The organism is Arsukibacterium sp. (assembly GCF_041616895.1).
Taxonomy (GTDB): domain Bacteria; phylum Pseudomonadota; class Gammaproteobacteria; order Enterobacterales; family Alteromonadaceae; genus Alishewanella.
Map to the genome: position 1 here is coordinate 88,098 of NZ_JBFJPY010000001.1, position 14,394 is coordinate 102,491.

Here is a 14,394-nt window from a genome sequence, read left to right on the forward strand (position 1 = left end):
CAAATAACAGCCTGCTGCCGATGCAAAAAAATCACTCTGACCCATTTTAATGTGCGAACGCCTGCAGCAGCAGGTTTAGTTGTGGGTGTAACAGCTCACGCTGGGTGGTAATAATATAAAAGTTTTCGTAAATCTGTGGTAGCGCCAGGTACTTATGCAAGCGGCCGCTTTGCAACTCGTCTTTTACCACCACTTCCGGGATAACGGCCAGCGCGCCGCTGTCGCGGGCCAGCAAGCGCAGCATCGCCATATCGTCGGCCTCGGCGATGATGTCAGGCTGTAACTGGAATTGTGCTGCCAGAGCATCAAACGCCGTGCGCACCGGACTTTGCACAGGCGGTAACACCCAGCGCTGTCTTGTGTAGTCGCTGAGCTTATTACCAGCATGTTTGCCAGGCGGGCCAATTACGGCGACAGGTTGCCTGGCTAGTAAGCGGCATTGCCACAACTGATTATCATTGCCCTGCACCGCAATATTCGTCAATGCCAAATCCAGCTGATGTTGAGCCAGCGCATTTAACAGCGTGGTCTGGTTCATTGAGAGCAAACTGTAGCGTGCCTCACTTTTGCTTAGCAGCGGGGTAATAAAGCTTTCGATAAAGTTTCGTGACATGGTCGCTAAGGTGCCAATCCGGATGGGGCTGTGCTGAGGTTGCATGCCCTGCGACAGTAATTGTTCAAGCTCGGCACCACGACTGAAAATATCTTCTGCGTATTTCAGGGTCTGGTAGCCGCTTTCTGTTAATACCAATCGGCGGTTCTCACGGCGGAACAGTTGTACCTGCATACTGTGCTCTAACTGCTTTATCTGAGAAGACAATGCAGATTGTGAAACATGCAGGCGCTGTGCGGTTTCCGTCAGGTTGGTGCCGCGGGCTACCTGCCAGAAATAATAGAGATGATGATAGTTTAACCGGCTCATAGTTCTCTTTTAGTGAATGATTTGTTTTTTATTATGTATTTTACTTATAGTAGTTTGCTGCACACAATAGCGCCAGTTAATTAAAATTAAAGGTTTGCGATGAATTCGTTACTGACTGTCACCCCGTTAAAGATGGTGCTGCTGGCGCTAATAGCCTTACTGGCTGTGGTTATCTGGCGTTATAGCGCAACCGCATTAGCTGGCGAGCCGAACAAGCTGCGTTTTATGCGGTCGTTAGCACTGACCCTGAGCGCAACGGTATTTACTCTGTTAAGCAACCATCTGTTGCTGTTCTGGTTAGGTTGGTGTTGGATCAGTCTTAGCTTGCAACAGTTATTGTTGTTTTATCCTGAACGTCCCCGTGCCCAGCTGGCAGCCCATAAAAAAGCCTTAAGTGCCCGCACCGGTGAAATACTGCTGGCTCTGGCGTTTATCCTGTTATATCTCGAGTTTAATACCGCAGATATTAGCAATCTGATTAACCAGGCGAGTATTTTGGGCAGTCTGAGCATAACCGGCCATCTTGCCGTTGCTTTGCTGGTCATCGTGGCGCTGATTAAATGCGCCCAGCTGCCCCTGCACGGTTGGCTGATCCAAGTGGTGGAGGCACCCACGCCAGTCTCCGCCCTGCTGCATGCCGGTATCATTAATCTCGGTGGTATTTTGCTGCTGATATTCTCACCGCTGCTTAGTCTCAGTGCTCCCGCCGCTACGCTACTGCTGGTCGCTGCTCTGACAAGTTCAGTGCTGGCAGCACTGATCATGACTACCCGGATAAGTATTAAGGTGCGTCTGGCGTGGTCAACGGTGGCGCAAATGGGGCTGATGCTGGTAGAAATTGCGCTGGGTTTATACACCCTGGCATTACTGCACTTGCTGGCGCACTCATGCTACAAAGCTTATGCTTTTTTATACAGCGGCAATGCGGTCAATCATTACCTGGCGGCGCAGCTGGCCGATCAAATTGAACCGCGAACCCGTCACTGGATTCTGGCGTTGCTGGCTGCCGCATTGCTGGTGGCACTGGCCCATCAGTTACTGCCCCTTTCCAGCCTGAGTAGTGCGGTGCTGTTGGTATTGGCTATTACGGTGCTGCTGATGCCATCCATGGCGCGGGCCGATAGTCGCAGACCCGTGCGGGTTATGCTGGCGTTGGCTTATGGCGTTGGATTACTAGCACTTTACCTCAGTGGCAAATATTTGTTGCAGCACATCATACCAACCGGCAGCGTCTTAGGGCCGCTGGCTGATATTGTAACCAGCCTGGTATTTTCCGGCCTGTTTGTGATGGCGGTGTTGTTGCGCTACCACAGCCGGCACCGGGCGGTTAACCGGGTATTTATTTGGTTGAACGCCGGTGGCTACCTCGATGAGTGGGCTACCAGAGTTACCCTGAAAATATGGCCTTATCATAGCAAAAAGACAGCGGACATCAGCGCCCTGACTCAGGTGGAGAGTGTAAAATGAGTACCGTCACTATGGCAAAGCAGCGCACAGCGTGTGATTTACAAACACTGGTTGCCAGGGCCGCCAGTCAAATTGCTCCGGCATGGCCTCTGGATCAGATGATCGCAGTAAATCCGTGGTGGCCGAAGCGCCAGCATCATTTTGGCTCGGTGTGTGCTGAGCAGCAGCTGCTGGCCGGTACCAGTTGCCTGATGAGTGCAGAGTGGTACTTAGCACAGTGGCAACATCAAATAACACCGGTACACCTGCAACAGGCATTGCAGCAAGCGGAATTAACCATGTCGCTTGACCAGGCGGTAACCGCGCTGGCACAGACCCAGGAGTTGCGGCGCTGGCAATCATTGGCACAACTGTTGTCAGAACAAACCCCGGCGCAGCGAACCTTACCTTGGCCGCAACTGATCCAGCAGCAGCTAAGCCAGTTTATGGGACTCTACTATCAGTATCCTGAACGCTTTAGCGTGCAGGCTGACAGCGAAGATCATGCCTACCAAAGCTGGTTATCGGTGGTCTGCCACGACAAAGGCTTGCAGGTACTCACCGGAATTAATTTAACCTCGTTATTTGCCACTGTACCCGCAAAACCGTCTTTGTTACTACAGCAGCTCAGTCCCTGGTTGCAAATTTGGTGCCCCGATGAACAGGCAAAACTGGCTTATCTGGAAAATCTGCTGCAAAGCTTATCTGGCTGGGCAGGTTGGCAGGCCTGGCTTGACTGGCAACAGCAACTGGCTGGGCGGCAGGGGCATGAGGCAGTATGCCAGTTGCTTTATATGCTACTGGGCTGGGACTGGGTATTATGGCAACACAGTATGCGCGATGGGGGTTGTCATGAGCGCTTAAGCACTGCCTTAACCCGGCAGAGTACCCAGTATACAGCCATGATGCTTAACACTCAGGCTCAGCAGAGTATTCGTCAGGTGTGGCAGAGGGCACTGGAACTGAGCGTGCAACAGCCATTATTTCAGCAGCTGCGCCAGTCGGCCCGCGAGGAGAGTGCAACGACCAGCAGACCGGCGCTGCAGGCCGCGTTTTGCATCGATGTTCGTTCAGAGCCGATGCGCCGGGTGTTAGAGCAGCAGGATGCCGGGATCCAGACCCTCGGTTTTGCTGGTTTCTTCGGCCTGCCTATTGCGTACAAAGCCGCTGACAGCAAGTTAAGCCGGCCCCAGCTACCCGGCTTACTGGCACCGACCCTGGAAGTTCGTCAGGTGCGTCCGGAAAAAGCCACGCTGTTACGCCAACCTGCATTGGGTTGGAAGCAAAGCTTTGACTTGGCATCATCCAGCCTGGGCATGGTAGAAGCCGCCGGCCCCACGAAACTGCTCAGTCTGATCAAGCGCACTTTTTTTCGCAGCGCTGCACCACACGCCATGAACCGGTATCTGGATGATGGCCAATGGTATCTTTGCAAGGAGCAGCAACCCCTTACTATTGCGGAACAAGCCGAGCTGGCAAGTGGTATTTTGTCTGCGATGGGTCTTACTGAAAACCTGGCAGCGACCATATTGCTGGTGGGGCATGGCAGCACAAGCTGTAATAACCCGCATGCCGCAGCGCTGGATTGCGGTGCCTGTGGTGGCCAGACCGGTGAGGTTAATGTAAAAGTGCTGGCGCAGCTGCTCAATAGTAGTGAGGTGCGGGCTGAGATTAATAGCCAAAACACCGTGCATATTCCCAATGACACCCGGTTCTACGGGGCAATGCATCACACGACTACCGACACCCTGGAGGTATTTCAGGCTCCCGCTGAGGCAAACTGGCTTGGTTGGTTGCACCAGGCCAGTGAGTCAGCCAGGCAGCAGCGGGCCAGTCAATTTACTGAGCAGCCGGCCAGCGCGTCGGCCTTAAGTCGTTTTTTTACGACGCGAAGCCGCGATTGGGCACAACTGCGACCAGAATGGGGTCTGGCGAACAATGCGGCGTTTATCGTGGCGCCGCGCACCCTGACCAAAGATTTGGATTTACAGGGGCGCTGTTTTTTACATGATTACCATGCCGAAAAAGACCCGGAATTTAGCTTATTGCACACCATAATGACCGCGCCAATGGTGGTAACCAACTGGATCAATATGCAATATTACGCCTCGGTGGTAGCGCCGGAAAAATACGGCAGTGGTAATAAGTTGCTGCACAATGTGGTTGCTGGCCATATTGGGGTTTTTGAAGGAAATGGTGGTGATTTACGCAATGGTTTAGCCTGGCAGTCGGTACACGATGGTCAACAATTGCGGCATCAGCCTGTACGTTTGACGGTGGTGATTGCGGCGCCAAAAGACGCCATTGCCAATATAATTCACCGCTCAGATGACGTTGCGGCGCTGGTAAACAACCAATGGCTGTGGCTGTATCAGCTGGACCAGCATGGCACTTTGCATCAGTGGCAGCACGAAGGCTGGCATAAGGTGGCAATGTGACATTGTCCGTGGCGATGTTAACCCGGCATGATAAGGCACGCCTAATTGCGCCTGCACTTAGGCCGCTTGGCTGGCAACTGACCGAGCTTGATAGTTTCGACACGGATAGCCTTGGCAGCTTTGCCGGTGAATATCCGCGTTTTATGACAGCGCAGGAATGTGCGTTTCGCAAAGCCGCGCTCGCTGCTGAATTATCCGGGCTGGATATTGGCTTAGGCAGCGAAGGCAGTTTCTCTGTAGGTCCATTCGGCATAGGTACCTACAATCTGGAGCTGATCTGCTGTGTTAACGTCGCTGAGGGCTGGGTGGTCACCGGGCGGTTTTACGGTCCTTCGCTGGCCAGGCAATGGCAGCTTAAAGACGCAGCAGCTTTAGAGCTGGCACTGGCCGATATTGAGCCAGAGCAGCATTTGCTGTTACAGCAAGGTGACTATTTAAAAAAAGCCCTGACAGTATCCCAGGCGCATAATCTGGCACTACTGAGGCTCGCAAATGGCGACGTTACCTTAAGTTATGACTTGCGTGCTCATTTAAGTCCGCAGCGTCGCGTGCATATTCAACAAGCAGCGGATGATTTAGCCCGGCGTTTGCAAAGTGATTGCCCGCGATGCGCTACCCCGGGGTTCTGGCCAGATAAAGCCTTGCCGGGGTTACCCTGCGAGGCGTGCGGAACGCCAACCAATTTGACCCGGCAGCGCCAGGCACGTTGTATAAAGTGTGATCATACCACCACTACTGCCGTGGCTGCCCTTCATGCAAGTCAGCAATATTGTCAGGAATGTAACCCTTGAAGACCCTGCTACTAAGCTCAGATTCAGCCTCTGATATAAAATTATGCGCTAATTTTCTGCAAAACGGTCAGTTGGTCGCGGTGCCGACGGAAACTGTATATGGTCTGGCGGCAGATGCTGCTAACCCCGAGGCAGTTAAAGCTATTTTTGCAGCCAAAGGCCGGCCGGCTAATCATCCACTGATTGTGCATGTACCGGATAAAAAGGCTATCGGTCAGTGGGCGAAAAATGTCAGCAATGCCGGATTTGCGCTGGCCGATGCCTTTTGGCCTGGACCGCTTACGTTATTGCTGCAAAAAGCTGATCATGTCAGCTCAGTGGTCACCGGTGGGTTGAACACTATCGGCTTGCGAATGCCATCACATCCGGCGCTGCTGACATTGCTGCAGCAATACCAGCTCAGTGTTGCTGCGCCTTCTGCTAATCTTTACAAAAAACTGAGTCCAACCTCGGCTTCTCAGGTGCTGGCAACGATGCATGGCAGAATATCAGCGGTGCTTGATGGTGGAGTATGCCAGTATGGATTAGAGTCAACCATTGTTGACCTGACCGGCAGCAAGCCGGTTATCGTCCGGGCCGGGCCGGTCACTGCTGCAGACATTGCAGCAGTGCTGGGCGAACCTGTGGCCCAACCAAAACAACATAGCGTTGCGGTACCGGGCAATGTTGACGCCCACTATCAGCCAAATAAAAAATTGTACTGTTACTCAGTTGCAGAGCTAGAAGTAAAGCTGGCAAAGCTGAAGCAACCAATCGCGTTGCTTCACTACAGTCATTTTGCCGCTCAGCCTCTGGTTATGTCATACCCGATGCCAAAAACTTCGGCCGCTTATGGCCAGTTACTTTATCAAACTTTATTTGCAGCAGATCAGTCGGAAGTTACGGCTATTTTTTGTGAGCTGCCTCCAGTCGGGGATGACTGGAACGCGATACATGATCGGTTAAGCAGAGCCAGTTACACGTAAAATCACTCTGACCCATTTTAAGTTAATATAGGTACACGAAAAGACATAAAAAATGCGCAGGCAAAAACCCTGCGCTAAAGGTTGTGGCTGGGAGTTACCGCTTAGCGGTGAGCGCTGAATGCACCATCGCCTTTTTGAAATAAATCATATTGTTGCATCGCCGGGATCTGTTGCTGGATCCGGGTCTCCAGGGCATCCAGCTCGGTTACCTGGGCACAGAGTGCGTCGCCCCGTTGCTCTAGTGCGGCGGCTTTGATGTCCATTTTGGCCTCTAAGTTTTCACCAAATTTTTCCATTTTTGCACCAAAGGCTTCCATCCGCTGCTCAAAATTACCTTCACCGCTGGTCATCGCTTTGCCCACCAGCATCATAATGCTGCCCATCGACTGAGTAACAGCTTCTTCAATTGCCTGTTCAAATTCAGGGCCAAATGCCTGATCGATGTTTTCCAGCCGACTGTCATACAGGTAAGTATTGTCACCATCTTGCACCACCACCTGATTGGCAGCGTCGCTGATTTTTGCTAAAGCCTGTTGCATCGCCGGATACTCATCCAGTGATTTACCACTTAGCTCGTTAAGTACCGTGGTTAGCGCCTCGCTGGCCATCAGCAGGGCATCTTCTACCAGGGCAACAGTTTCAACCGTCTGCTGACGAATGCCGGCCTGATAATCACGCAGTAATTCACGGGTTTCGTTATCTACTTTCATGGTTTTACCGTGCAGGGTTAGCCGACCCTCGTCGCTGATTAGCCACAGCGTGTTGCCGCTGTCCTGCAACTGCACACTGCGACTATTAATGACTAAATCTTTATCAAATTCGATATTACAGCTTTGATTGCTATGTGCCGCGGCGCTGTTGCTATATACCAGGGTACTCAGGCTAAGGGTGCTGCAAACCACTGCGCTGGCGATAAGAGATATTTTCATTTTGTTGTTCCTTGCTAGGTTGTGACACAATTTATTAATTGACAACGTAACAACGCAAAGACAATGCCAGATTTTATGTCTTTGTTTTTATTTGTTTATTTAGTCTGCAATAATTGTATTCAGCGTTGATGTTAGCCTTTTACGCCATTTATTAGCGAATTTGATAGCTCGGCAGTGCGGCGCTAAGCTATTTGACTGAGCGGCGTACCAATGCCCGACAATTCTGCTTTTTAATTACTATTTGGAATAACGCAGAGAGATCCATTCTTTTACTGGCATACGTTTGGATGGCTAAAATGTCGGTATAAAGTTAATACAGGTGTTTTTATGCTTTTATCATCGTTAGTGGCACAAGCCAGCCCGTTGTCAGAGCAGCAGGTGCAGCAACTGCAGGGGCTGGTCAGCCAGTTGAACCCTATTCAGCAGGCCTGGGTCAGTGGCTATCTTGCTGCCAGTGCCCAACTGGCGGGTGGTCAGGCTACTGCGCCTGCCGCATCTGCAGCGAATAGCGCAACCCTGACCATAGTGTATGGCTCGCAAACGGGGAATGCCCGCCATGTTGCTGATAATTTGGCGGCATTAGCCAAAGCGAAAAATATTGCGGCGAAAGTAGTGGATTTAGCCGATTATAAAAGCAGTCAGCTGAAGAATGAGCAGTATCTGGTGATTGTCACCTCTACTTATGGTGAAGGTGAGCCGCCGGAAAATGCCGTGAGTTTTTATAACTTTTTATTCAGTAAAAAAGCCCCCAAAGTGCCGCAACTTAAATTTGCCGTGTTGGGCTTGGGTGATACCAGCTATGAGTTTTTCTGTAAAACGGCTGCTGATTTTGACGAGCGATTGGCTGAATTAGGCGGCCAGCGGCTACAGGCCCGGGCTGATCTTGACGTAGACTACGATGCTGCTGCCACCAGCTGGAATAATGCCCTGATCAAGGTGGTCGAGCCGGAATTTGCCAGCGCGCCGTCGGCGGAAGTGATTAACTGGCCGGGACAGGCGGCAACTGCGGCACCAAGTCAGTATAGTAAACAACAACCTTTTGCTGCTGAGCTTTACACCAACCAGAAAATAACCGGCCGCGATTCAAGCAAAGATGTCCGGCATATTGAAATTTCGCTGGAAGGCTCGGGCTTAACATATCAGCCAGGCGATGCCCTGGGCTTATATTTTAATAACGCCCCGGCGCTGGTCAGCGAATTACTGAGCCTGACCGGTCTTGAAGCGGCAGTTGAAGTTAGCTTGGCTAACCAGAGCTTAAGCCTGGCTGAGGCGCTAACCGAACAATTGGAGCTCACCCAGTCGTATCCGGCATTTGTCGACAAATACGCGGCGGCAACCGCCAATGAGGCCCTGGCGCAATTAGCAGCAGACAAAACCGCACTACGGGCTTATCTGGTCGACCGGCAAATTATTGATATTGTGCGTGAACATCCGGCAACCGGCGGCACCATTAGCGCGCAGCAATTGGTTGACGCGTTGCGAAAACAGCAACCACGGCTTTACTCCATTGCCTCAGCACAGGCAGAAGTTGAAGACGAAGTGCATTTGACGGTCGCCGTGGTGCGTTACGACGCCTTTGGTCAGCCGCATCTGGGTGGCGCCTCGGGCTTTTTAGCCGAGCGCTTAGCCGAGGGCGACAAAGTACGGGTATTTGTTGAACACAATAATAACTTCCGTTTGCCGGCCAATGACGACACGCCAGTGCTGATGATTGGGCCCGGTACCGGTATTGCCCCGTTTCGGGCCTTTTTACAGGAGCGGGATGCCCGCGGTGCCAGCGGTAAAAACTGGCTGTTTTTTGGCAACCCGCATTTTACCCAGGATTTTTTATATCAGACCGAGCTGCAGGGCTATTTAAAACAAGGTCTACTAACTAAGCTTGATGTGGCGTTCAGCCGTGATACCGCAGAAAAAGTGTATGTGCAGGATAAATTGCGTAAGCATGCCAGCGAAGTGTATCAGTGGCTGGAGCAGGGTGCTCACGTCTATATTTGTGGTGATGCTAACCGTATGGCAAAAGATGTGCATCAGGCCTTGTTGGATATTGTGCAGCAACATGGCAATAAAACTGCCGAACAGGCCCAGCAATATTTAGATGAATTACGGGTAGCCAAGCGTTACCAGAAGGATGTGTACTAATGAGCCAATACCCCATTAAGCCCGAGCTGCAGGTTAGCGGCAAGTTGTCTGATAACGAGCGTTTAAAAGCCGAAAGTGAACATTTACGCGGCACCATTAAGCAGGACCTGGGCGACGAGATTACCGGTGGGTTTAACGGTGACAACTTTATGCTGGTGCGCTTTCATGGCATGTATCAGCAGGATGACCGTGATATCCGGGCCGAGCGCGCTGCCCAGAAGCTGGAGCCGCTGCATAACGTGATGCTGCGGGCACGGATGCCCGGCGGCATTATTACCCCGCAGCAGTGGCTGGCTATTGGCCAGTTTGCCGCTGAAAAAACCATGTATGGCAGTATTCGGCTAACCACCCGCCAGACGTTTCAGTTTCATGGCGTATTAAAGCCAAACATTAAACCAATGCACCAGTTCTTAAACAGCATTGGTATTGACTCAATTGCTACTGCCGGTGACGTTAACCGCAACGTGTTATGCACCTCCAACCCGGTCGAGTCTGAGCTGCACCAGCAGGCGTATCAGTGGGCCGTGCAGATAAGCGAGCACTTACTGCCAAAAACCCGTGCCTATGCCGAGTTATGGCTGGACGAAGAAAAAGTTGAAACCACTGAAACCGAACCGGTGCTGGGTGAAAACTACTTGCCGCGCAAATTTAAGACCACGGTGGTGATCCCGCCGCATAACGACATAGATGTGCATGCAAACGACTTAAACTTTGTGGCGATTGCCGAGCACGGCAAGCTTGTTGGCTTTAATGTGCTGGTCGGTGGTGGCCTGGCGATGACCTTTGGCGATAATTCTACCTATCCGCGTAAAGCTGAAGTATTGGGCTTTATTGGCCTGGAGCACACCTTAAAAGTGGCCGAGCATGTGGTCACCGTGCAGCGGGATTATGGCGACAGAGTTAACCGTAAAAATGCCAAAACCAAGTACACCATCGACCGGATTGGGGTTGATACCTTTAAAGCCGAAGTGGAACTGCGGGTAGGTGTGCCCTTTGCGCCGGCGAAACCTTTTGAGTTTACCACGCGTGGCGACCGCTTTGGTTGGGTAGACGGTATTGATGGCAAGCAGCACTTAACCTTGTTTATTGAAAATGGCCGGGTGCTGGATTTTCCGGGTAAACCGCTTAAAACCGGTTTAGCTGCGATTGCCAAAGTGCACCAGGGCGACTTTCGGATGACTGCGAACCAAAACCTGATTATCGCCGGCGTGCCACCAGAGCAAAAAGCCTTAATTGAGCAACTGGCCCGTGAGCACGGCTTAATAGACGACAACCACAGTGAGCAGCGCAAAAACTCGATGGCCTGCGTGTCGTTTCCCACCTGTCCGCTGGCGATGGCAGAAGCAGAGCGTTATTTGCCGGAGTTGGTTAGCAAAGTAGAAGCCTTACTGACCAAGCACCAGCTGGCTGATGATCACATTGTACTGCGGGTAACCGGATGCCCGAATGGCTGTGGCCGGGCGATGCTGGCCGAGGTGGGCTTAGTGGGCCGGGCTCCGGGTAAATACAATGTGTATTTGGGTGGCAATCTGGTGGGTACCCGCATTCCCAAGCTGTACCTGGATAATGTCGGCGAAGCACAAATTCTGGCTGAGCTGGATACCTTAATTGGCCAATGGGCGGCTGAGCGCGATGGCAAAGAATGTTTCGGTGATTTTGTCATTCGCAAAGGCGTGGTGGCTGAAGTGAAAGTATCCAAGACTGACTTTCATGCCTGATGCACTGAACCGTCATTTTAGTGAAGCTGATGCGCCAACGGAGAATACGATGGCTGGAAATAGCATGTACAAAAGTGTCGAAACCGATTATCGGCAGATCTTGCAGCAGGATAGCGCTACCCAGCAGGCCTGGCTGGCAGACATTAATCATCTGCTTAGCCCGATGAGTGCCAGTGAGCGGGTGCGCTGGGCGCTGACTAATTTACCGGCACAGCCGATCCTCAGCTCAAGCTTTGGTATTCAGGCCGCAGTCATGCTGCATTTAATCACGGTGCAGCAGCCGGATATACCGGTGGTATTAACCGATACGGGCTATTTATTTCCGGAAACCTACCAGTTTATTGATCAGCTGACCGAGCTGCTTAGCTTGAATTTACGAGTGTACCGGGCAGCGCTATCGGCCAACTGGCAATTAGCGCGCTATGGCGAGCAGTGGTTAACCGCCGAGGGCACTAAGCAATACAATCAGTTAAATAAAGTCGAGCCGATGCAGCGGGCCCTGCGTGAATTAAATGCGGGCAGTTGGTTTACCGGCTTACGCCGTAGCCAGAGCAGTACCCGGGCAGACAAAGCGATAGTTGAAATAAATCGGGGCGTGGTGAAAGTGCAGCCGATTATCGACTGGAGCAACAAAGACGTATTTTACTATTTAAAGCAACATAACCTGCCATATCACCCGTTATGGGAGCAGGGTTACTTGTCGGTAGGTGATACCCATTCCACGGTTAAATTTGAACCTGGCATGAGCGAAGAAGACACCCGCTTTAACGGTTTTGGCCGTGAGTGTGGTCTGCATATGGATGGCGATGGCATCTAGGCCGGCGGGTTGCAAAAGTGACTTAACGGGGCATAATAGCGACTACCTTTAAATCGTTATTAACCCGGATTGGTTAACTATATGTTGGATTACGATTTCAGCACTATCCAGGGCTTGCTGGAGCAACACCCTGAGGCCAGTCTTTGGCTAAGTATTGGCCTGTTGTTGCTGGTAGCATGGCTCAGTAACTATATCGTCAAAAAAGTATTGATCCGCGGCATTTTCAGGGCCTTGCGGGCCAGTGCTTATGGCCAGCATCAGGTTATTCAGCATTCCGCTTTTGTCGCCCGGCTTGCCAATATTGTTCCTGCGTTGATCATTTCAAAGGGTATCGCCCTGATCGAGGGGGTGTCAGAAACCGTTTCCACCATCGTGGTGAATGTTTGCAACGCCTTTGTCGTGCTAACCATCGCTCTGGCCATCGCCAATATCCTGACCCTGGTTAACCGGGTATATGAAGAGCGGCCAGAGGCCAAAACCAAGCCGATAAAAGGCTATGTGCAAGTCATAAAAATTCTGGTGTATACCGTTGCCATCATTCTGATGATTGCTGCGCTGATAGATCGATCCCCACTGATCTTACTCTCAGGTCTGGGTGCCATGGCAGCCGTGCTGATGTTGATATTTCAGGACACCATTTTATCTTTAGTGGCCAGCGTTCAGATTTCCTCAAACGACGTGATCCGGGTAGGCGACTGGGTGGAAATGCCGCAGCTTAATGCTGACGGTGACGTGATAGATATTGCGCTGCATACGGTCAAAATACAAAACTTTGATAAAACCATTACCACCATACCTACCCGTCGTTTTATGACGGATGCCTTTAAAAACTGGCGCGGCATGCAGCAATCGGGTGGGCGCCGTATTAAACGCAGCCTGATGCTAGACCAGCAAAGTGTCCACTTTTTAGATAGTGACGAGCGTAAACGGCTCAATCGTTTTAGCCTGTTGCAGGATTATCTGGCCGAAAAGCAGCAGGAAATTGAAAGCTGGAACAGTGAGTTGGCAGAGCAAGGTAAAGAGCCGGTAAATACCCGACGCATCACCAATATTGGAACCTTCCGGGCCTATGTGCAACGGTATTTAGCTAGTCATCCCGGGGTGCATCAAAAGATGACATTAATGGCCCGTCAACTCGAACCGGGCTCGAATGGCCTGCCCCTTGAGGTGTATTGCTTTACCAATACCACTGCCTGGCTGGCGTATGAAGGTATTCAATCGGATATCTTTGATCATTTGCTGGCGATTTTACCGGAGTTTGGCCTTCGGGTGTATCAGCATCCCAGTGGTATGGATATCCGGGCCATTAAATTAAGCCAGGCCAACGACTAATCTTAATCAAAAACAGCTACAGGGCGCTTGAGAAATCAGCGTCCTGTCCTCATCTCTAGCACTGGTTTGGCACGCAACCTACACCGTTAACCGGGATAATAGCAGCGTGACTCGCTTCTAATTCATAAAAGCGATTAATCCGATTAATTTAATTCGTTTTAAAAGTTTAAGCTGACTGGTTAGTATAACGGGCATTGAGAACGCACAAATTTACGAACTGTTATTACTAAATGAAAGTATTAACTAAGATTACCAACAAAAAGGAGCAAGACTATGTCTTCAATTATCAATACTAAAATTAAGCCATTTAAAGCCACTGCATTTCATCAGGGCAAATTTGTTCCGGTAACTGAGCAGGACATTCTGGGCAAGTGGGCAGTAGTATGTTTCTACCCTGCTGACTTCACGTTCGTGTGCCCGACAGAATTGGGTGACCTGGCTGATTTCTACGCCAAGTTCCAGGAAATGGGTGTTGAAGTATACTCAGTATCTACTGACACTCATTTTACCCACAAAGCGTGGCATGATGCGTCTGAGACTATCAAAAAAATCAATTACCCAATGATTGGCGACCCGACCGGTGCCATTACCCGCAACTTTGGCGTAATGATCGAAGAAGACGGTTTAGCACTGCGTGGTACCTTCGTGATTAACCCTGAAGGCGAAATCAAGGTTGCTGAAATTCATGACTTAGGTATCGGCCGCTCTGCAGCTGAACTGTTCCGTAAAGTACAGGCTGCTCAGTATGTAGCTAACCATGATGGCGAAGTATGTCCGGCAAAATGGACTCCGGGCGAAGCGACTTTAGCGCCTTCACTGGACCTGGTTGGTAAAATCTAAGCAGTGCAACACTCTGCAGTTATCTGCAGCAGGAACTGATTACAGCCCTTCTTAAGA

At 51.0% G+C, this 14,394-nt stretch carries 11 protein-coding genes; 9 read left to right on the forward strand and 2 right to left on the reverse strand.

What is annotated here, in order from left to right; all coding sequences use genetic code 11:
• Window positions 1-46: 46 nt before the first annotated feature.
• The gene (locus tag ABY802_RS00430) at window positions 47-922 is read right to left on the reverse strand and encodes a LysR family transcriptional regulator (RefSeq protein WP_372624918.1); all 876 of its coding nucleotides are present in this window, start codon (window positions 920-922) and stop codon (window positions 47-49) included.
• Between the two features lie 99 nt (window positions 923-1,021).
• Here ABY802_RS00430 and ABY802_RS00435 point away from each other — a divergent pair, with 99 nt between their 5' ends.
• The 4 genes from ABY802_RS00435 to ABY802_RS00450 are packed head-to-tail and all read left to right on the forward strand — an operon-like array spanning window position 1,022 to window position 6,562.
• Window positions 1,022-2,389, forward strand: a complete 1,368-nt coding sequence (locus ABY802_RS00435; protein WP_372624920.1) for an NADH-quinone oxidoreductase subunit L — start codon at window positions 1,022-1,024, stop codon at window positions 2,387-2,389.
• Window positions 2,386-4,806: a putative inorganic carbon transporter subunit DabA gene (locus ABY802_RS00440; RefSeq protein WP_372624922.1), complete on the forward strand. Its 2,421-nt coding sequence runs from the start codon at window positions 2,386-2,388 to the stop codon at window positions 4,804-4,806. Before ABY802_RS00435 ends, ABY802_RS00440 begins: the two co-directional genes overlap by 4 nt.
• Window positions 4,803-5,597 (forward strand): DUF6671 family protein, encoded by a 795-nt coding sequence (locus ABY802_RS00445; protein WP_372624924.1) that lies wholly within the window; start codon window positions 4,803-4,805, stop codon window positions 5,595-5,597. The genes ABY802_RS00440 and ABY802_RS00445 overlap by 4 nt, the downstream gene beginning before the upstream one ends.
• Window positions 5,594-6,562: an L-threonylcarbamoyladenylate synthase gene (locus ABY802_RS00450; protein ID WP_372624926.1), complete on the forward strand. Its 969-nt coding sequence runs from the start codon at window positions 5,594-5,596 to the stop codon at window positions 6,560-6,562. The genes ABY802_RS00445 and ABY802_RS00450 overlap by 4 nt, the downstream gene beginning before the upstream one ends.
• 101 nt (window positions 6,563-6,663) lie before the next feature.
• Here the strand turns inward: ABY802_RS00450 and ABY802_RS00455 are convergent, their stop codons facing one another.
• On the reverse strand, window positions 6,664-7,491 hold the full coding sequence (locus tag ABY802_RS00455; RefSeq protein ID WP_372624928.1) for a DUF2884 family protein: 828 nt from the start codon (window positions 7,489-7,491) through the stop codon (window positions 6,664-6,666).
• 327 nt (window positions 7,492-7,818) lie between these two features.
• Between ABY802_RS00455 and ABY802_RS00460 the strand changes: the two genes are divergently transcribed.
• The 5 genes from ABY802_RS00460 to ahpC all read left to right on the forward strand — a co-directional run bounded on the left by ABY802_RS00460 (window position 7,819) and on the right by ahpC (window position 14,337).
• Window positions 7,819-9,630 (forward strand): assimilatory sulfite reductase (NADPH) flavoprotein subunit, encoded by a 1,812-nt coding sequence (locus ABY802_RS00460; RefSeq protein WP_372624930.1) that lies wholly within the window; start codon window positions 7,819-7,821, stop codon window positions 9,628-9,630.
• Window positions 9,630-11,348 carry an assimilatory sulfite reductase (NADPH) hemoprotein subunit gene (gene cysI / locus ABY802_RS00465; RefSeq protein ID WP_372624932.1) on the forward strand — a complete coding sequence of 573 codons (1,719 nt, stop codon included), beginning with the start codon at window positions 9,630-9,632 and terminating at the stop codon, window positions 11,346-11,348. The genes ABY802_RS00460 and cysI overlap by 1 nt, the downstream gene beginning before the upstream one ends.
• Before the next feature lie 49 nt (window positions 11,349-11,397).
• Window positions 11,398-12,165, forward strand: a complete 768-nt coding sequence (locus ABY802_RS00470) for a phosphoadenylyl-sulfate reductase (RefSeq protein ID WP_372624972.1) — start codon at window positions 11,398-11,400, stop codon at window positions 12,163-12,165.
• A gap of 81 nt (window positions 12,166-12,246) precedes the next feature.
• Window positions 12,247-13,497, forward strand: coding sequence for a mechanosensitive ion channel family protein (locus tag ABY802_RS00475; RefSeq protein ID WP_372624934.1), 1,251 nt, complete (start codon window positions 12,247-12,249; stop codon window positions 13,495-13,497).
• Window positions 13,498-13,770: 273 nt separating this feature from the next.
• Window positions 13,771-14,337 (forward strand): alkyl hydroperoxide reductase subunit C, encoded by a 567-nt coding sequence (ahpC, locus tag ABY802_RS00480; RefSeq protein WP_372624936.1) that lies wholly within the window; start codon window positions 13,771-13,773, stop codon window positions 14,335-14,337.
• Window positions 14,338-14,394 lie beyond the last annotated feature (57 nt).

Bases quoted from the DNA above. Each gene is read 5' to 3' on its own strand.
- ABY802_RS00430 (WP_372624918.1), bottom strand. From the start codon at position 922: ATGAGCCGGTTAAACTATCATCATCTCTATTATTTCTGGCAGGTAGCC.
- ABY802_RS00435 (WP_372624920.1), top strand. From the start codon at position 1,022: ATGAATTCGTTACTGACTGTCACCCCGTTAAAGATGGTGCTGCTGGCG.
- ABY802_RS00440 (WP_372624922.1), top strand. From the start codon at position 2,386: ATGAGTACCGTCACTATGGCAAAGCAGCGCACAGCGTGTGATTTACAA.
- ABY802_RS00455 (WP_372624928.1), bottom strand. From the start codon at position 7,491: ATGAAAATATCTCTTATCGCCAGCGCAGTGGTTTGCAGCACCCTTAGC.
- ABY802_RS00460 (WP_372624930.1), top strand. From the start codon at position 7,819: ATGCTTTTATCATCGTTAGTGGCACAAGCCAGCCCGTTGTCAGAGCAG.
- cysI (WP_372624932.1), top strand. From the start codon at position 9,630: ATGAGCCAATACCCCATTAAGCCCGAGCTGCAGGTTAGCGGCAAGTTG.
- ABY802_RS00470 (WP_372624972.1), top strand. From the start codon at position 11,398: ATGGCTGGAAATAGCATGTACAAAAGTGTCGAAACCGATTATCGGCAG.
- ABY802_RS00475 (WP_372624934.1), top strand. From the start codon at position 12,247: ATGTTGGATTACGATTTCAGCACTATCCAGGGCTTGCTGGAGCAACAC.
- ahpC (WP_372624936.1), top strand. From the start codon at position 13,771: ATGTCTTCAATTATCAATACTAAAATTAAGCCATTTAAAGCCACTGCA.